At 71.5% G+C, this 18,914-nt stretch carries 15 protein-coding genes; 4 read left to right on the top strand and 11 right to left on the bottom strand.

Annotated elements, in window-relative coordinates; genetic code table 11:
* Nucleotides 1-92 precede the first annotated feature (92 nt).
* The 10 genes from ACZ4UX_RS14410 to ACZ4UX_RS14365 form a co-directional block, all read right to left on the bottom strand.
* Nucleotides 93-1,385, bottom strand: coding sequence for an ROK family protein (locus ACZ4UX_RS14410; protein ID WP_465706834.1), 1,293 nt, complete (start codon nt 1,383-1,385; stop codon nt 93-95).
* A gap of 82 nt (nt 1,386-1,467) precedes the next feature.
* Nucleotides 1,468-2,424 carry a TauD/TfdA dioxygenase family protein gene (locus tag ACZ4UX_RS14405; RefSeq protein ID WP_465706833.1) on the bottom strand — a complete coding sequence of 319 codons (957 nt, stop codon included), beginning with the start codon at nt 2,422-2,424 and terminating at the stop codon, nt 1,468-1,470.
* A gap of 1,236 nt (nt 2,425-3,660) precedes the next feature.
* A complete protein-coding gene (locus tag ACZ4UX_RS14400) occupies nt 3,661-4,014 on the bottom strand; it encodes a transposase family protein (protein ID WP_465706832.1) in 354 nt (117 codons plus the stop codon).
* A 92-nt stretch (nt 4,015-4,106) separates the two neighbouring features.
* On the bottom strand, nt 4,107-5,570 hold the full coding sequence (locus ACZ4UX_RS14395) for an aldehyde dehydrogenase family protein (RefSeq protein ID WP_465706831.1): 1,464 nt from the start codon (nt 5,568-5,570) through the stop codon (nt 4,107-4,109).
* Nucleotides 5,571-5,598: 28 nt separating this feature from the next.
* Nucleotides 5,599-6,696: a Zn-dependent alcohol dehydrogenase gene (locus ACZ4UX_RS14390; RefSeq protein WP_465706830.1), complete on the bottom strand. Its 1,098-nt coding sequence runs from the start codon at nt 6,694-6,696 to the stop codon at nt 5,599-5,601.
* A 30-nt stretch (nt 6,697-6,726) separates the two neighbouring features.
* Nucleotides 6,727-9,111, bottom strand: a complete 2,385-nt coding sequence (locus ACZ4UX_RS14385) for an AMP-binding protein (RefSeq protein WP_465706829.1) — start codon at nt 9,109-9,111, stop codon at nt 6,727-6,729.
* Nucleotides 9,112-9,149: 38 nt separating this feature from the next.
* Nucleotides 9,150-9,920, bottom strand: coding sequence for a gamma-glutamyl-gamma-aminobutyrate hydrolase family protein (locus tag ACZ4UX_RS14380; RefSeq protein ID WP_465706828.1), 771 nt, complete (start codon nt 9,918-9,920; stop codon nt 9,150-9,152).
* Nucleotides 9,917-11,251 (bottom strand): glutamine synthetase family protein, encoded by a 1,335-nt coding sequence (locus ACZ4UX_RS14375; protein ID WP_465706827.1) that lies wholly within the window; start codon nt 11,249-11,251, stop codon nt 9,917-9,919. Before ACZ4UX_RS14375 ends, ACZ4UX_RS14380 begins: the two co-directional genes overlap by 4 nt.
* The gene (locus tag ACZ4UX_RS14370) at nt 11,244-11,849 is read right to left on the bottom strand and encodes a hypothetical protein (RefSeq protein ID WP_465706826.1); all 606 of its coding nucleotides are present in this window, start codon (nt 11,847-11,849) and stop codon (nt 11,244-11,246) included. Before ACZ4UX_RS14370 ends, ACZ4UX_RS14375 begins: the two co-directional genes overlap by 8 nt.
* Nucleotides 11,850-11,907: 58 nt before the next feature.
* A complete protein-coding gene (locus tag ACZ4UX_RS14365) occupies nt 11,908-13,335 on the bottom strand; it encodes an APC family permease (protein ID WP_465706825.1) in 1,428 nt (475 codons plus the stop codon).
* Nucleotides 13,336-13,880: 545 nt separating this feature from the next.
* Here ACZ4UX_RS14365 and ACZ4UX_RS14360 point away from each other — a divergent pair.
* The 4 genes from ACZ4UX_RS14360 (at nt 13,881) to ACZ4UX_RS14345 (ending at nt 17,649) form a co-directional block, all read left to right on the top strand.
* Entirely contained in the window at nt 13,881-14,081 is a 201-nt protein-coding gene (locus tag ACZ4UX_RS14360) for a hypothetical protein (RefSeq protein WP_465706824.1), read from the top strand.
* Entirely contained in the window at nt 14,078-15,622 is a 1,545-nt protein-coding gene (locus ACZ4UX_RS14355) for a flavin-containing monooxygenase (RefSeq protein WP_465706823.1), read from the top strand. Before ACZ4UX_RS14360 ends, ACZ4UX_RS14355 begins: the two co-directional genes overlap by 4 nt.
* A 4-nt stretch (nt 15,623-15,626) precedes the next feature.
* Nucleotides 15,627-16,535 (top strand): alpha/beta fold hydrolase, encoded by a 909-nt coding sequence (locus ACZ4UX_RS14350; RefSeq protein WP_465706822.1) that lies wholly within the window; start codon nt 15,627-15,629, stop codon nt 16,533-16,535.
* 421 nt (nt 16,536-16,956) lie between these two features.
* A complete protein-coding gene (locus tag ACZ4UX_RS14345) occupies nt 16,957-17,649 on the top strand; it encodes a transporter (protein WP_465706821.1) in 693 nt (230 codons plus the stop codon).
* On the opposite strand, the gene ACZ4UX_RS14340 is transcribed toward ACZ4UX_RS14345, so the two are convergent.
* Complete coding sequence (locus ACZ4UX_RS14340; protein WP_465706820.1) at nt 17,621-18,856, bottom strand: PucR family transcriptional regulator; 1,236 nt, start codon at nt 18,854-18,856, stop codon at nt 17,621-17,623. The genes ACZ4UX_RS14345 and ACZ4UX_RS14340 overlap by 29 nt on opposite strands.
* Nucleotides 18,857-18,914: the final 58 nt, after the last annotated feature.

Below are 18,914 nucleotides of genomic sequence, written 5' to 3'. Positions count from 1 at the left end.
GCTGGGGTGCTGGGCGGCGGGCGAGTGGGAGGGGGTGGGGTTGGGGTGCTGGGCGGCGGGGGTCCGGGTCGGGGGGTGGCGGGGTCGGCCGGTCAGAGCAGCCGGCCGGGGCCGGCGGGCGGCGCCGGGGCGGACGCCGTCGCCTGGAGCGGCCGGGCGTACAGCACGCCCAGGACGGCGGCGCCGGCCGCCACGGCGAGCACGTCGGCCCCGCGCCGCTGGGCGATCAGCAGGTCCGCGTCCCGGTGCAGGTGCGAGCGGAGCGCGAACTCGGCCCGGACCACGTCCAGGTAGACCGGATCGAGTACCGCGAAGGTCTCGGTGAGCACCAGCAGGTCGGGGTTGACCACGTCCGCCAGCAGGGCGAGGGCCCGGCCGACGATCGCGGCCCGGCGGCGGACCAGGAGGTCGGCCCGCCGGTCCCCGGCCTGCACGGCGGCGATCAGCTCGGCCCGGTCGGGCCGGGAGGTGATCCCGTCCGCGGCCGCCGCCTCGAAGAGCGTGGTGTCCGAGGCGGCGGCCGCCAGACAGCCGGTCCGGCCGCAGTGGCAGAGCGTGTCGTCGCCCGGCACCGGCAGGTGGGCGACGTCGCCGGTGGCCGAGGCGGGGCCCAGGTGCACCACGCCGGCCACCGCGAGCGCCGCGTCCACCACGTGCCCGACGAAGAGGTGCACCATGGAGCGGCGGGCGGCCGGGTGGCCGAAGAGGATCTCCGCCTGGGTGAGCGCCCGGGCGTGGTTGTCCACCCGCACCGGCAGTCCGGAGGCCCGGGAGAGCAGCTCGCCGAGCGGCATGTCCTTCCATTGGAGCGGATCATGACGGACAGTCATGCCGCGGTCCGGATCGACCGTGCCACCGGTGACGGCGCCCAGCCCGACCACCGTCCGGCCGCCCGGCACCTGGGCGAGCAGCCGGGGCAGCCGCTCCAGCAGTGGCCCCAGCACGGCGTGCCCGGTACGGCCGCGGTTGCTCAACTCCTGCCGGTGGAGCACGTTTCCGCGTAGGTCCAGCAGGGAGAAGGTGGTGTACGGCACCCCGATGTGCAGCCCCGCCACCGCCAGTCGGCCGGTGTCGACGTCCACCGGCAGCTGCGGCCGCCCGACCGTACCCGCCCCGCCCCCGGTCAACTCGGGCCGCTCGCAGAGCAGTCCGATCCGGGTGAGGTCCACCACCTGCCGGGACACCGCGGAGGCGCTCAGCCCGGTGAGTGCGGCGACCCGGCTGCGGGCGATCGGCCCGCGGTCGAGCACGGTCCGCAGCACGGTGGCGGCGTTGACATCCCGCCGATCGTCCCCGATACGGCGGTCGTCCCCGATACGGCGGTCGTCGCCGGTCCGCCGGTCGTCCGCGGGGCGGAGGGCGGGGTGCGGGAGCGTGTCGGACATCGCGGGTGCCTTTCGGGCTGCGGGGCTACGGGGTTGCGGGGCGCCGGCCTGCGGGTGGTGGCCCGGGCCCGGGCCGTTCGGCTCACGCCGGGAGGGAGGCCTCCAGCTCCTCGGCGGGGACGAGACCGGCCACCTTGGGCGGCTCGGTCGGCTCCAGCAGACGGCTCGGGGTGCCGTCCACGCCCACCGGCAGGTCGCCGTCCAGGGTGATCCGGCGGACCAGGCGCGGCTCGTCGCCGTAGTCGTTGACGGCGTAGTGCTGGGTGGCGCGGTTGTCCCAGACCGCCACGTCGCCGACCTGCCACTCCCAGCGCACGGTGTTCTCCAGCCGCTCGACGTACCGCTGGAAGAGGTCGATCAGGGCGCGGCTGTCGGCCCCCGACACGCCCACGATGCGCTGCGCGAACGCGCCGAGCAGCAGCGTCTTCTCGCCGGTCGCCGGGTGCACGCGGACCAGCGGGTGCTCGGTCTTGAACGCGGTCGAGACGAACACCTGGCGGAACAGCTTGGCGATCTCCGCGTTGTCGGCCAGCTCGGGCCGCAGGGCCAGGCTCGCCGCGTAGTCGTAGTCGTTGGTGTGAACCGCCCGCAGGCTCTCCGCCAGCACCTTCAGCGGCTCCGGCAGGTCCTGGTAGGCGGCGACGGTGTTGGCCCAGACGGTGGAGCCGCCGGCCGGCGGGAGTTCCAGCGAGCGCAGGATCGAGGCCTTCGGGTAGGACGGGACGAAGGTGACGTCGGTGTGCCAGTTGTTGGCGCGCACCCCCTTGGTGGCGTCCAGCTCGAAGATGTACCGGCCGTCCGCGCTGGGCACCGTCGGGTGGCCGACCGGCTGGCCCAACAGGCGGGCGAACGCCTCGTGTTCGGCGTCGTCCAGGTGGTTCTGGCCGCGGAAGAACAGCACCTTGTGTTCGTACAGCGCGGCCTCGACGGCAGCGACGGTCTCGGCGGCCAGGTCGCCGCCGAGCCGTACGTCGTGCACGATCGCGCCGATCCGGCCGGCGGCCGGGGTGATGCGGAGCTCGGTGCGGGCGGTGGTCATGGCGGAACCTCGGCTTTCGCGGGGAGGGGGGACGGGACGGCGAAGGAACGAACCGGCAAGGAGATGCCGGCCGGCCGCGCCGGTGTGGGGCAGGGCGGGCGTGCGGCAGGACCGGCCGGCGTGGCGCGGACCGGATACGGAACGCGGCGCAGGGAGGGCGGCACAGGGCGGCGCGGCGCACGCAGGTGCAGCCCGGTGCCGTGCGGTGCCGTGCGGTGCCGTGCAGGGAGTGCGGGCGGCGCCGGGTGTGCGGCCGTGGCGGACGGGTGTCCGACGGGCGCAGGGTCGGTGGGCGCCTTGCCCGGGGGCGGGCGCCGGGCTCTACCGGATCAGCGGTACGGGCTCAGCACGGCCCCGGGCGGGAGCGGGCGTTCAGCGACAACAGCGGCTGCGGCCGTGGCCACGGCAGGGGCGGGGACAGGCAGGGCACGGGACCCCGAGTACGTCGGTCATCGGCCCTCCTTTCCGGCGTGCTGCGAGTGGGCTCGGCGCTCATCGTGCTGAACGCCGAGGCCTGCTGTCAATCGCCGTTCTGCCTGCTGGTCAGCGGAGTTGCGGCGGTGTTGCGTCCCGTTGCGGCCGGTGTCCGAGCGATGGCGGGTGTGCGTCACGGGGGCATTCGGCCTTGTCGGGGGGCCTGGCGGAGTTATTAGCTCTCGGAGCGGAAGAAACTCCGACGGCCTCCGCAGGCCCGCTGCGGCCGCTCGCGGGCGCTGTTCGGTGCCGCCGCGCAGGCCTGCGGGCGCGGCGGCGTCGGCCCGATCGGGTTGGTGTCCGCATGCGCCTTCGTCTTCGTCGTGGTGCTCGTGATTCCGTCCCTGTCCCTGTCCCTGTCCCTGTCCCTGGTCCCGTTCCCGAGGGGAGAAGCCCGGTGCTCGACCTGGCACGTGAGGGGTGGCGCGGCTCTCCTGACCCTGGCGCGCCAGAGGCAGCGTCGGCGGCAGTCGAGGGCGACGTAGATCGCCGCAGGCCACCGGGGCAGGGACCGGACGGCCCAGGACCAGTCGCCGGCGCGCAGCGGGTAGACGCAGGCCTCAAGGTTCTCGGCGCGGACGGCGAGGCGGGATCCTGGGATGGCGGCGATGTCGGCGCGGGATCCTGGGACGGCGGCGATGTCGGCGGCAAGGAGGGGGCTGAGAGTCCATCCGGCACTCATCAGGTGGAGAAGATCGCGAGGATCCCCAGGAGCTTCCCCGGGAAGGCCTCACCCGTGGCGTCGAGGTGATGTCTCTCCGATCACCAGCGGAGCCACATGACGACGGCTGCGAGGGCAACGGTGCCGAGGAAGACGTGGCCGCGCCTGTCGTAGCGCGTGGACACGGCCCGGAAGCCCTTGAGCTTGTTGACCGCCCGCTCGACAACCTTGCGCTCCTTGTACTGCCCCTTGTCGAAGCCGGGAGGTCGACCACCGGAGCCGCGTTGGACGCGGTTGGCCGCCCGGTCCGCCTTCTCCGGATCGACCTGACGGACACCTCGTCCACGCGGGTGGGCCCGCGTGCGTCGATTGCTGGAGGCCTTGTCGGCGCTCAGGCCGTCAGGCCGTGTGCGGGGCCGCCCGGCGCCGACCCGGGGGACACGGATCTTCTCCACGACCGGCCCGAAGCGGGCGCAGTCCGCCCGCTGCCCGGGTGTGACCACCAGGGACAGCGGGCGGCACCGGCCGTCGGCGCTCGGGACATGGCCTAGATCGGCAAGGCCGGCGAGTCCACGCCCACGACCCGGTCACCGCAGAAGACGCGCACCGACTCGGCCGGTCCGTGGCCACCGATGCCCGCTGCGCCCCAGAAGCTCTGGGCCGAGTCGTCGCCGAGATCGGCGAGCTTCGCCCCGTTGACCCGCACCTCACCGGACTGGATTCGAGAACCGATGTCGATCGCGTGGTCGGTGTCGGTGCCGAAGACGTACGCATCCAGTCCCGACGGGTTCTGGTTGGCGATCCGCAGGGCTTCTTCGTCCGAGTCAACCGAATGCAGCGAGACGACGGGACCGAACAACTCGGCGGTGGCGACGGCGGCATCGATCCCCGAAGCCACCATCGGCGAGAGGAAGAAGCCGGGCAGGTCTGGGAGCCGGGCCGGCTGGGAGATCCGCGCGCCCGAGCCGCGCAGATCCTCGATCCGGCTCAGCAGGGTCGCGTAGTGGGGCTCGTTGGAGATGGGTCCGAGGTCGGCGTTCTCATCGAGCGAGTGGCCGATCCGCAGTGCGGCGACGCGGTGCTCCAGGGCGGCCAGCAGCGGCTGGGTCAGCTGTCGGTGGGCGAGCACCTTCCCGGGTCCTTCACACCACTGCCCGTTCAGCTTGGTCAGTCCCTCGATGATTCCGTCGGCCGCGACGTCGATGTCGGCATCCTCCAGGACGAGCACCGGGTTGTTGCCGCCGAGCTCCAGCTGCAGGACCTTGAGGTCCTCGGCCGCGGCCCTCGCGATCGCCCGGCCGGCCCCGGGCCCACCGGTGAACGACACCACCTTGACCCGCCGGTCCGAGGTCAAGGAAGCACCCACCTCGCCGGTCCCGTGCACCAGTTGGAGGGCGCCGGTCGGCAGGCCGGCCGCAACGAAGCACTCGACGATGAGCTGAGCGCTGCCGGGCGCGTGCTCCGACGGCTTCAGGAGGACCGGACAGCCGGCGGCCACCGCGCTGACGACCTTCGCAGCCGGAATGAAACTGGGCCCGTTCCAGGGCGTCAGGATGGCCGCCGGCCCCCACGGCAGGCGGTAGAGCCGCACGTCGCGACCGCCCGCCGCCAGCTGCCTCATCCGGGGAAGGGCGACGACGTCGGCAGCCGTCGACCGTACGCGGGCGGGAAGGAACGCCGCGACCCGGCGGGTGATGCTGATCGGCACGCCGCTGGTCATCGAGTCCGCGCGGGCGATCTCCTCGATGCGGGCCTCGATGTTCGCGGCCACCCGCTCCAGCATTCCGGCGCGTTCCCGGCGCGCGTCGTCGCCCCAGGTCCCGACGTCATAGGCCTTCTCGGCGTGGAGCAGGGCCCGCTCGATGTCAGCGGCCGCGGTTGTCACCATCGGGTGCACCGGTTGCCGGGTGTTGGGATCCAAGTTCCAGGCGGCGGGGATCGTCTCGGGCTCGCACCACTCGTCGGCGATGTAGTTGAGGGGTCGGGGCAGCGGGATGTCGGACATGGGCATGGGGATCACCTTCTGGCTCGGTCGTCCGTCAGGACTGGAGGTCGACGACGATGCGCGTCACGTCGCCCGACGTCATGGCGTCGAAGCCCGCATTCAGGTCGTGGAACCCGATCACCCGCGTGACCATCTCGTCGAGCAGGAGTCGACCCTGTCGGTAGAGCTGGGCGAGCTGGCGGATGTCCTCGCGGGCCTGCCCCGAGCCCATGTAGGAGCCGATGATCCGCTTCTCCTGGAAGAAGAAGTCCTCGGCCGGCAGGCTCAGTCGGGCGCCCTCAGGGGCGATGCCGACCAGGCACGCCGTGCCCGTCGGTCGCAGCACCGCCAGCGCCGTCTCGGCCGTGCGAGCCGAGCCGACCGCCTCGAAGGAGTAGTCGACGCCCTGCCCCAGCCGCTCCCGTACGGCCGCGGCGACATCACCCGCTCCACCGTTGACGACGTGGGTCGCCCCGTACACGCGGGCCGCTTCCAGGCGCTGTTCGTCGAGGTCGACGGCGACGATCGCGGATGCTCCCGCGAGCCGTGCGCCCTGGATGATCGCCGAGCCGACACCACCACAGCCGATCACGGCGACCGTACTGCCCGGGCGGACCTCGGCGCCCCGGAACACCGCTCCGACTCCGGTGATCACGCAGCAGGAGAGCAGGCAGCCGACGTGCGTGTCGACGTCGTCGGGCAGCTTGGACACCGCGTTCTCGCGCAGGAGGATGTGCTGCGAGAAGGCGCCGACGTCCCCGAGCCGCCCGATCGGCCAACCGTCGGCGTACTGGAAGGCAGGCCGTGGGCGGCGGCGGATCTCGTCGACCCGTCGGCACTGGGTGGAGCGGCCCGCTTCGCAAGGTGCGCACCTGCCGCAGGAGGGCGTCAGCACTCCGACGACCCTGTCTCCCGGTACGAGGCCGGTGACGGCAGAACCGACCGACTCGACGACGCCGGCCACCTCGTGCCCCAGGACCACGGGGGTCTCGATCGGCACGCTTCCGGCCAGGTAGTGCAGGTCGCTGTGGCACAACCCCACGTGGAGGACCGTGATCCGCACCTCGTGCGGCTCGGGGTCGTCCACCTGGATTTCCGTCATGACCAGGGGCTCGTTCACCGCGACCATGACCGCGGCTCGGGTTCGTATCATGTCAGTTCTCCTCTGTGCTCCGTGTCTGCCTCATGCCTGCTCGGCCCCCACGCGGCGCCGCGGGCCGCGCGCGTCCCTCGTCTCCCAGAAGCCCTCGATCCCGGCGCGGAAGACACCGCCGTCCCACGCCTGCTTGGCCGCGACGTCCTCTCGCGCGAAAGCCGCCTCGACCTCTGCCATCTGGGGCCGCAACAGTTCGAGGTGCTGCGCCGTGGTGTTGTTCGGCGGGGTCCACCGCACGATGGTGTCGATCGCTCGTTCCACGAGCTGATCCGGATCCACGATCTCGCTGAGGAGCCCGATCTCCAGGGCCTCCTGAGCATCGAGCCGGCCGGCCCCGAGCACCATGCGCAGCGCGTGGCTGCGGACCAGTCGCGGTAGCAGCACGCTCGAAGCGTTCGAGATCGTGATTCCGCGGGCGTTCTCCGGCTGGTAGAACTCCGTCGCCGGCGTCCCGATCCGTGCGTCGCAGCACAGGGTGATCTCGGAGGCGCCACCGACGGCCAGCCCGTTGACCGCGGCGATCACCGGGACCCGGGTCTCCAGGATCGCCCGGGTGATGTCGTGGAAGGTCTCGAAGGCGACCCGGAGGTCGTCGTACGAGCTCGGGATCGCGGTGAGATCCTCACCTGCCGAGAACGCACGGCCGGCGCCGGTCAGCACGATTCCGCGCACCGTCGCGCCGGTCCCGTTCTCGCGGATGGCGCTCGCGAGACGCCTGCGGGTGGCCACGTCGAGGGCGTTGAGCTTCTCGGGCCGGCACAGCGTGAGGACCGCGACCTCGCGCTCGACGGAGACGTTGACGAAGCCCGGCGGGGCCGGGTGCGGCGCGGGCCGGGACCGGGCACCGGGCCGCAGGTCGTGGACGGTGCCCGGGGTGGCTGCCGCCCGCTCCCTCAGGGCCGGCTTGGACACCCGTTCGGACGGGGTGCGCGGGAAGTCGTCCACGAACTCGACATAGCGGGGCACCTTGAACCGGGCCAGCTGGGTCCGGGCCCGCTCGACGATGGCCTCGGCCGTGGTCCGGTCCGCGGACACGCCGTCGGCCAGCTGGACGAAGACCTTCACCTCCTCGCCGAGCACCTCATCGGGCTCGGGCACGACCGCGGCACCGACGACGTCAGGGTCACGCTCCAGCGCTGCCTCGACCTCGACGCTGGCGACGTTCTCCCCACCGCGCCGGACCATGTCCTTCATCCGGCCGACGATCCTGATGCTCCCGTCGGGTCCGCGCACCACGACGTCGCCCGTGTGGAACCAGCCGTCGCGCAGGACCCGTGCCGTCTCCTCCGCGCGATTCCAGTAGCCCCGCATCATCGGCCTGCCGCGGACCGTCAGCTCGCCCGGCTCACCGTCGGGCACCTCGCCGCCGTCCCCGTCGACCACGCGCACCTGCTTGGTGGGAACCGGTGTGCCGACCGAGCCGGTGCCGACGGTGGCGGCGTCATCGCGCGGGGAGACCATGTCGACACCGGACTCGGTCATGCCGTAGACCTCGCGCCAGGGCGCGCCCCACCGCTCCTCCAGTTCCGCGTGCAGGGCCGGGGGGACGGCGGAGCACCACACCAGTCGGAGGGCGTTGTCGCGGTCGCGCGGATCCGGCGGCTGCTTGAGAAGCAGGGTCGGCATGGAACCGAGGACGTAGAGGAACGTGGCGCGGTGACGTCGTACGTCGGCGAAGAAGCCGGAGGCCGAGAACCGTGGCAGCACCACCAGGGGTGCTCCGGCAGTCAGCGCGGCTGCCACGTTCCACAGCGGGTCCATGTAGGAGAACGGCTGGGCCGTGAGGAGCACGTCCTCGGCGTGCAGGCCGGCGGCTGCGGCGCACAGCCATCCGTTGCGCACCCAGTAGTCGTGGGTCAGCATGCAGGCCTTGGGGAAGCCGGTGGTGCCGGAGGTGTACTGCAGGTTGGCGAGGGTCCCGGCGCCGATCTCGGTGTCCGGGGCGACGAGGGGGAACGAGGCGGCACCGTCCTCCGCCACGTCGATGACTCGCACGCCGGCCAGGGCCGCGTTGCCGTCCAGGACGGCGCGCACCAAGGGCAGGTGGTCGCCGTCGGTGACCACGACGCGAGCGCCGGAGTCGGTCAGCACGAACTCGAGATCGGCCCGCTGGTAGGCGGAATTGATCGGCACGGTGACCGCCCCGGCCTTGAGAGCGGCCAGCCAGAACACCGGCCACTGCACGACGTTGGGCAGCATCACCGCGACCCTGTCGCCGGGCTCGACACCGTCGACCCGGATCAGCCGGTGCGCCAGCCGGGACGTCCAGGCGTCGATATCGGCGAAGGTCCAGGACCGGTCCTCGAACCGGAGGAACTCGGCGTCGCCGGAGTCGGCAGCACGGTCGGCCAGCAGCGCGGTCAGCGTCGCGGGGAAGGGGTCGTGACCCATCTGGTCAGCCGTCACGGTCATGTCCGCGCCTTTCTCGGGTTGGTTGGTGCGCACGCGGCTCACCTGATGTCCGCGGCGCGTGGGCGGAGGCGCTCGGCCGCTTCGGCGACGAGCCACTCCAGGGTCGGGTCCGGGCCGGCCATCCATTCGGGATGCCACTGGACGGCCAGCAACGACTCCCCGCTCAGCTCCACCGCCTCGACCACCCCGTCGCTCGTGCGGCCGGTGACCACGAGGCCCTCGCCCGTACGGTCGACCGCCTGGTGGTGCCACGAGTTCGTGACCGCCCGGTCTCCGAACAGGCGGGCCACGGTCGACCCGGGCTCGAAGGTCACCGTGTGATCCGGGGTGCCGTCGGTCGGCGCGCTCTCCGGCGACCGGTGCCGCACCGGGCCGCCGGGCAGGTCGGGGACGAGCGTCCCACCGAGTGCGACGTTGATGACTTGCAGCCCGCGACACACGCCCAGCACGGGCACGTGGTGCTCGAGTGCGTGATGGACGAGGCCGATCTCGTAGGCGTCGCGCTCGACGTCGTGCACGGCCGGGTCGGTCCGGGGGTCCACCTCCCGAACGACCGCGAGGTCACCGCCCCACCGGCCGGGGTGGACGTCCTGTCCACCGCTGATCACCACGCCTGACAGCCAGGCGACGACGTCCTCCGCGGCCGCGTCGTAGGGCAGGTGCACCGGTACTCCGCCCGCCCGGGCGATCCTGGTCGCGAAGGCGGACATGAAGCTGTCCGTCCACATCGCGCCGCTGCGATGGTCCGTGCCCGTGACCAGGCCGAGCTGGTAGCGACGTCCGGTGATGCCGATCAGTGGCTTGCTCATGCGAACTCGAAGTAGCGCAGGGACTCCCACTCCGACAGCGGCGAGAACGGGTCACCGCCCTTCGTGTGGAACTCCATCCACTCCCAACGTCGCGAGGCCACCCAGAAGTCGACGAACTCGTCGCCGAGGTACTCGCGCAGCAACGGGTCGGCGTCCAGTGCCCGCCAGGCCTTCGACATGGTGTCGGGGATGCGGGCCACCCCGGCCCGGTCAGGCAGGCCCCAGGCCATGTCGGTCACTTCGGCGGGGGGCTCGATCTTGCCGTCGATGCCCGCCAGAACCCCGGCGAGCAGCCCTGCCGCGGCGTAGTACGGATTCACGTCGGCGCCGGGGAGACGGTACTCGAGCCGGGAGTACTTCGGGTGATGGGTGATCGCCCGGACCGCCGCGGTCTTGTTGTTGACGCCCCAGCTGATGGTGGTCGGCGGACCGCTGAAGTCCTCCAGGCGCCGGTAGGAGGTGATCTGCGGCAGGGCGATCGACGTGTTGCCGGCCATCGTCGCCATCAGGCCGCCCACGGAGTGCCGCAGCAGCCGGGAGATGTCGCCGCCGGCGTAGAACTGGTTCGCCCCGTCCCGCTGCAGGGACAGGTTGAGGTGAGCGCCCTGCCCGAACCCGGTTGTGGGCTTGGCCATGAAGGTGACCGTGTGGCCCAGGGCGTTCGCGACCTCCCGCATGACCTGCTTGGTACGCACCCAGTTGTCGGTGATGGTCATCGGGTCGGTCGGGGCCAGGTTCAGCTCGGTCTGCCCGGGCGCGGCCTCGTCGGTCCACGCCTCCCACACGATGCCGAGGGTGTCCAGCCGGGCCGTGACCGTCTCCATGTAGGCGACCCAGTCGCCGGACCGGGCGATCTGGTAGGTGGATCCCGTGCTGCCTCCGAGCGGGGTCAGCTCGCGGTAGCCCTTGGCCCGGGCCTCCTGGATCGACTCCTCGAACAGAGTCGCTTCGATCTCGACGGCGATCGTCGCGGCGAGTCCCTTGTCGGCGAGGCGGGCGACGAGGCCGCGGACCAGGTTGCGGGGGCAGAGCGGCACCGGGGTGCCGTCCTTCTTGTAGAAGTCCCCGATGACCGAATCCAGACCCGGCTTCCACTCGATGAGTGTGCTCAGGTCGGGGAGCATCGCGATGTCGTAGAGATTCCCGCGCCAGTCCTCGTAGGCGTCGCCGAGCACGAGCTGGGTGCCCAGGTCGATCGCGAACAGCACGTCCGCGAAGGCGAAGCCGGTGGTTCTGCCCGAGGCGAACTTCGCCGGCGCGACGATCTTGCCGATCAGGGTGCCGTCGTGGTTGGTGGCCTCGAGACGGACGTTGTTGGGCAGTTCAGACATCGAACCGGACCTTCCAGGAAGCGGAGGACATGACGGACAGCTGGGCCCACGTGCCCTGGATCCGCAGACCGGAGGAGAGGGCGGGGATGAGCTCGTCCGCCCCGGTGAAGAGGCCGACGAGGACGTCGGACGTGCCGGCCACGACGAACTCGGTGTCACCGGAGCCGAACCGGGCCTGCGTCGAACCGGCCTCGTCCTCGTGCACGACGACGAGGACGTCGGGAATGCCGGGGACGCTGCGCGCGGCCTCCCAGAACCGCTGGGCAGCCTCCCGCCAGTCGGGGAACGGCGGCGTCAGCGCGTTGAGCAGCGCTTCGGCCAACTCGGCGTCACCGGTCGGCTGCTGGGTGGGCCGGTAGCGGGCCCCGAGGTCCACGACCACGGTCGCGTCGGGTTCCGCAACGGCTCCACTGCTGACCGACACCTCCCCGGCTCTGAGGGTGACGCCGGCGCGCTGCGGAGTGTCGTGCGATCGGACGACCGCTGTTCCGGCGGCTCGGGAGAAGAAGTCCCCCGCGTGGCCGAGCCGCGTCGACTCACGCAGCGCTCGACCGATCATGCGCACGAGCGGCGGCGCGTCGTACTCGATGGTGATCAAGGCCGCAGCGTGTGCCGTCCGCGGCCTCGTGTGGTCACTCATGGCGAGGTTCCCTTTCTCAGAGTTGGCGAAGCTCGTCGTCGGCCGGTCGGCCTGGGGGCCGGGGCGCCCACGCCACCGCCCCGGCGACGAAGGCGACGACCAGGAACGCGACGAACGCGTAGGCGACCTCGCGCGATCCGATCAGCAGCTCGAAGTTGCTCAGCACCAGGAAGAGCGTGGCCAGCAGGCATGCTGCCGCGATGGCGGGCGCCACGGACGCCTTCCAGAGGGACACCCGACTCGGCGTGCGCCGGAAGTGCGCGACCACGGCCACCGAGGTGAGGCAGAGCAGCAGGATCAGCCCGAGCGTGCCCGCACCGCCGAACCAGGCGTAGATCTGCACGACCGGGTCGAGCCCCAGCAGAGCCAGCACGGCCAGCGCGACGAAGACGAGGATCGAGGTGACGACCGAGGCGAAGTACGGCGAGTGGTGGCGGGGGTGCACGGCCGCGAACCGCCGCGGGAGCACGCTCTTGCGCCCCAGGGCGAACGTGTAACGCGACACGACGTTGTGCACGGTCAGCACGCAGGCGAAGAAGCTCGTGGTGAGCAGGACCTGCACCAGGTCGTGCGCGACGACGGACACGTAGGTGGCCGCGAGGTCGGGAGTCAGTGCCACGGGATCGCTCGAAGCCATCGCCACGACCTTGTCGGCGCCCGCGCCGACGACCACGGCCCAGGCCGACACCGCGTAGACGACAGCGATGATGAGAACCGCGGAATAGGTCGCCCTGGGGATGGTCCTGTCGGGGTCCTTGGCCTCGGAGCGGAAGACCGCGGTGGCCTCGAAGCCGACGAATCCGAAGATCGCGAACATGACGCCGGTGCCCACGGCCCCGTGACTGAACGCATCCCAGGTGAACGACTGCGTGGTGAGCCCGTGGTCGCCCCCGCGCAGGATGACCGCGGAATCGAGGACGACGACGATGAGGATCTCGGCGACCAGCAGGACCCCGAGGGCGCGAGCACTCATCTCGATGCTGTGGTAGCCCAGGAAGCCGACGGCCAGCAGGCAGACCGCGGACAGCGCCCACCACGGGATCGAGACGCCGGCGAGCGTGACCAGCACCGCGTGTGCGGCGGCCCCGAGGTAGGCGGCCACGGACACCAGGAGCACGGCGTACGTCGCGATCGCCAACGCGGCCGCGCCCAGGCCCGCGATCCTGCCCAGCCCCTTCTCCACGTAGGAGTAGAAGGCACCCGCGTCCTTGACCTCGGGGGTCACGGCCGAGAAGCCCACCGTGAAGAGCATGAGCACCGCGCCCATCACCACGAAGTCGAGCGGTGCGCCGACGCCGTTGCCCCGCGCGATCATCAGCGAAATCAGACCGGAAACCACGGTGAGCGGCGCGGCCATCGCCACCACCATGAAGACGATCTGGGGGACGCCGAGCATTCGGACCAGCTGGTCCTCCTGCTCCGACGGTTCCTGCTCCTGGGCCATGGCGATCTACTCACGTCTCTGCTGGATCGGACACGACGGCTACCGAACGTCCGGTAAGGGTCAAGGCTTGCGACGGAATTCGGCCGAGCGACGTCTGCTCGCCACCGCTCGCTCATGACGGTCCCTCGACGGCCCTTCGGAGAGGGTGTGCCGAGCAGTGTGCGGACGAGGGGGTGCTGCGATCCACGTCATTCTGCGGCGCTTTCCGCTCGCGACTGACGCACGTTGCTGCAGGACCGATTCCTCGGGCGATCACGGCGAGCCTCCCGATACGCCCGGCGCGCGCGACTGGAAAGGACGGTCAGTGCCGAATCCCGACGGGGCCCAGGGACGCCCACTCCTTCCCAGGTCACGCCGATCAGGCTTGAGTCCGTCCTGCGCGTCGCCCGGGAGCCGGCCGGCACGGCACGGGATCCCACCACCTACCAACGCCGCAACCTGCGTCACGAAGGGCCGGAAGACGCCGCAGAATGACGTAGATCACAGCATCGCCCCGTCCCCACACTGCTCAGCACACCATCTCCGCGAGCCGTCGAGGGAACGTGATGAACCAGCAGGAACAGGCCGACGGCGTCGTGGTCGGTGCCGACGTGTCCGGCCTGACCGCAGCGCGGCGCCGACCCAGGACGGCCATCGTCAACCAGGGCTACATCGACGGCGCTGTGAGCGCCGGCGAGCGCGCCGCCGACGAGGTCGGCCGCGTCCTCGCGCCCACCCCCCTCATCAGCGCCAGGAGAACGTCATGACGAAGACGCAAGCCCACCCCCACCCGGTCGTCGAGGAGCTCGACATCGTGATCATCGGCGCGGGCGTCACCGGCATCGGAGCCGCGCACTACATCACGCAGGCCTTCCCGGAGCGGAGGGTGACGATCCTCGAAGGCCGGTCCGACATCGGCGGCACCTGGGATCTGTTCCGCTACCCCGGCATCCGCTCGGACTCGGACCTGCACACGTTCGGCTACGAGTTCAAGCCGTGGAAGGACCGGTCCGCGATCGCCGATGGGCCGCTGATCCGCGACTATCTCCGCGAGACCGTCGCGGAGCACAACTTCGACCGGTTGATCCGCCTGCGCCACCGGGTCGTCGCCGCTTCCTGGTCCAGCGCCGAGGCCGCGTGGACGCTGGACATCGAGGTGGACGGACCTGACGGCGCAGTCGTCGAGCGACGTCAGCTGAAGGCGAACTGGGTCTTCGCCGGCACCGGCTACTACCGGTACGACGAGGGCTACACCCCCCGCTTCACGGGCCGCGAGGACTTCACCGGCGACATCATCCACCCGCAGCACTGGCCCGAGGGCTACGACTACTCCGGCAAGAAGGTGGTCGTGATCGGCAGCGGTGCCACTGCGGTCACCCTCCTTCCGTCCATGGCGACGGGCCCCGGCGCAGCCGCCCACGTGACGATGCTGCAGCGCACGCCGACGTACGTCCTGTCGTTCCCACGGGTTGACTCCCTGGCGCTTCTCTTCACGCGGCTGTTCGGCGAGCGACGGGGTTACGCGCTGACCCGGTTCAAGAACATCTGGCTCGACCGCGGGGTCGTCGTGGGCCTGCGGAAGTTCCCTCGTCTCGCACGCGCGCTCATTCGCTGGGTCAACAAGCGACTGCTGCCCAAGGGCTTCGACGTCGACACGCACTTCAACCCGCCCTACAACCCGTGGGACCAGCGGCTGTGCCTGTCACCGGACGGCGACTTCTTCCAGGCGATCCGCGACGGTCGCGCCTCCGTGGTCACCGACAGGATCGAGCGCTTCACCGAGGGCGGGATCCTGCTCGAGTCCGGGCGGGAGCTGGAGGCGGACGTGATCGTCACCGCGACCGGACTCAACATGCGCCTGTTCGGCGGCATCCAGCTCAGCGTCGACGGCCGGCCGGTCGACCTGGCGGACACCGTCTGCTACCGCGGGATGCTGCTGTCCGGCGTCCCCAACTGGGCGATGGCCGTCGGCTACACCACCTCGTCGTGGACGCTGAAGATCGGCCTGATCTGTCGTTACTTCACGCGCCTCGTCCAGCACATGGACGCCCTCGGGTACGACGCGGCCGTCGCCGTGGCCGAGCCCGGAATGCGGACCCGGCCGGTCATGGACCTCAGCGCCGGCTACGCCCAGCGCGCGGCCGGGATCATCCCGCGTCAGGGCACCGAGACACCGTGGCGGATGGCGCTGGCCTACCCCGAGGACGCCAAGCTGCTCCGTGGACCACTCGTCGACGAGAGCGTCCACTTCACCTCGCGCGCCGCCCGGGCCGTCGACGCGCCGACGACGGCGCACACCGGTGCGTAGCCCGGTGTCGAGGGACCTGCCGAGCGGTGACCAGGACCGGTTCGTCGAGCTTCCCCACGGCACGCGCATCTGCTACCGCCTCGACGGCGACCCCGACGCCACGGCGATCCTCCTCATCGGCGGTCTGGCTGAGGACATCACCAGCTGGTCACCGGCCTTCGTGGCGGGCCTGGTCGAGCGCGGTATGCGCGTGATCCGGATGGACAACCGGGACTGCGGGCGGTCGTCGTACGGCACGACGCCGCCACCGAGCCTGCTGCGCCAGCTCACCGGCCGCCCCCGCTCCGACGCCTACACCCTGGGCGACATGGCGACCGACTGCGCCGGGTTGCTCGACCACTTGGGCATCGGAGCCGCCCATGTGGTCGGCCGATCGATGGGCGGGATGATCGCGCAGGCGCTCGCCGCGTCGTGGCCGAACCGCGTGCGCACGCTGACCTCGCTCTACTCCACGACCGGCGGCAAGGACGTCGGCCAGCCGGCGCTCTCCACGCTGCTGCTTCTGGCGAGTCCGCCGCCCCGGTCGCGGGGCCGGGCGGTCCGCGCGCACCTGCGGATCACCCGCCACCTGGCCGGCACCGGCCACCTCCCCGACGATGTCGCCGAGACGGCCCACGCCGAGCGCACCTGGGACCGCAGCACCGGCGACCAGGCGGCCGGCAGTGCTCGTCAGATCCAGGCCATCCAGGCCTCGGGCGACCGGACCGAACAGCTGCGAACCATCACGACGCCCACCCTGGTGATCCACGGCGACCGCGACCTACTCGTCGCGCCGACGGGCGGCGACGCCACCGCGGCCGCCATCCCCGGAGCCCGACTGGTCGTCGTCCCCGGCATGGGACACCACCTGCCCGACTCGCTGGCCGACCGAATCATCCGCGAGGTCGTCGACCACATCGCGAGCGTGGGCTGAGCTGGCGCCGCACACCTGCTACCGCTCGGCTTCCTGCGCCGGACCGTGGGTGAGCGCGGCATCACGGTGGGCGTCGCCGTGCTCGTCATCGCCACCGGGGCCCGGCATCGTGGCCGGGCTGATCGGCGGCAGCCCTGTCGTGGAGCACCTGTCACTGCCGGCCTTCTTCGTCGACCTCACCCGCGGCCTTCGGCGCGACGGCGTTCGCGCGCGTTCGCGCGCACGCAGCCGGCCCATCCGCCCGGCCGCGTCGACAGCGCCCCGGTGCTCACGGCCCGGGCACTGGCCCGCGCCGCAGGTCTCGCCCGGTTGGCCCCGGCCCACGACCGGCCGTAGCACTACGTCCTCGGCCCGCCCGTTCCCCCGTCCCACCGATCGCCCGCGCCACGCCACGCGGGCCCGAACCTCCACGGAGCACACGATGAAAGAGCTGCTCTTCCTCCTTGCCGACGCCTGGATGATCTACGCCGGCTTCACCTGTGGCTGGAAGTTCATCCGCCGTTACGGCAACTACCTGCTCGGGCTGGAATGGACGGTGGTCGGCACGTCCGGCTCGAACTTCCTGCTGTGGGCACTGCTCGGAGGGGACGAGGACAGCCCGTTCTACCGGCTGGCCTACTTCTTCGACGCCTTCTCCCGCTCGTTCGGCGTCACCATGATCGTCGTGCTGGGACTCCTCCACGTGACGAACCGCTATCACCCGTCCCGGACTGTCGACATCAGCGCCTTCGCACTGGCCGCTGTGGCGGGGCTCTACCTCCAGCAGTACCACCATGGGTTCCACGCCGGACCGGCGACGTTCTACGTCATGACGAGTGCGCTGACGGCGGCCTTCGTGTTCTGGTTCGCGATACGGCTGTGGTGGGCCGGTGCGCGTGGCCATGCGATCGCCACGGCACTGGTCACCGCTGCCGGCCTGGCCATCGCCATCGTGTACGACTTCTTCCCGATCCCGGGCGATGACGAGCACCGCACGATCTTCTACACCGCAGCGTTGGCCACGTGGGGCACCCAGATGTTCGTCATCTTCCGCGCCTACCGCGCCCTGCACGAGCACAACGTGGCCTCGGGCGTCGAGCCTTCCGTCAACCGTCGCGCAGATGCACGAGCGTGAGGGCGGCCGCGATGTTGGTCGCGTTGTCGGCCAGCGGTCGTGGGAGCAGGGCATCGGCACGGGCCAGGCGTCGCTCGACCGTGCTGCGGTGGGTGAACAGCCGCTCCGCGGCAGCCGACGCGTTGAACCGCTCCTCGACGTACGCGAGCACCGTGGCACGGACCCGCGGGTCGGCGCTCGCCAACTCGCCCAGCGTGTCGGCGACGAAGTGCTCGGCCTGGGCCAGGTCGGCGGTGAGCACGGCGACGAGTTGCACGTCCTGGTAACGGACGGCGGCGCGCGCGGAACCGAGGCGGGCCAGCACGCGCTGCGCGGCCACGGCGTCGAGGTGGCTGCGCCGAAACCCCTCCAGGTCCGGCGCCGGCCTGCCCAGCGCCACCCGGGCCCCGGGCAGCTCGGCCACGGCCCGCTCCAGGTCGGCGACCGACGGCAGGCGACCGGACGGCAGCCACAGCCACTGCGCCGCGGTGCTCGCCACGAGGGTGAGCCGGCGTGCGGCGCCGCAGGCGTGCATCACCTGCTCCGCCGCAGGCTCCAGGCTGGGCGTCGCGTCGAGCGAGTCCACCCACACAACGGCTGCGAGGTGGTCTCCGGTCAGGGCGTATCCGAGCTTGGCCTCCGCCCGCGCACGGCTGATCGGCGCGCCTTCGAGAAGCAGCTGGACCGTGGCCTGCCGCTCGGCCTGGGCGCCTCGGACGAGCTCCTGCCGTTCCGCGTCGATGTGGTCCGACAGGGCGGCGATGGAGTCGTCGACGAAGGTGGTGATCGAGGCCGCCGAGAGGTCCAGGAGATCGCGCAGGTCGGCCGGGTCGTCGGTCGCCTCGAAGCAGGTGTCGAGCCAGGCCCGCCACGCCGCCCGCTGCGCGCTGCGCCACGATCCGAGATCGTCGATGCCCATACCGCGCCGTACGAGATCGCGGGCGAACATGAGCGTCTCGTCGTCGACACAGGGCGGCACCCGCCGTCCGGGGTTGTGCATGTTGGCGGTCAGCCAGTGCACGAGGTGGGTCCGGCTCATCCGGCGATCGCTCTCGGACAACACCGGATCCTCGGCCAGAGCGGGGTAGCGGGTGCCCCGTCCCGAGGCGGATACCAGCCCTTCGACAAGGGCGGGGGTCGACTGCAGCACCCGTTCGGCCACGACGCGCATCAACACGGCTACCTTGCCGCGCGGCTCAGGCCACAGCTGCTCGGGCTCCTTGTCCATGCGTGCATCATGCCCCACCACGCCGTCCCACGTCCCACCACAGCCGCAACAAGAGAAG

It is taken from the genome of Kitasatospora sp. NPDC028961 (assembly GCF_055564815.1).
The sequence above is the reverse complement of the archived record's forward strand: the minus strand, read 5'-3'. Positions and strand labels throughout refer to the sequence as shown.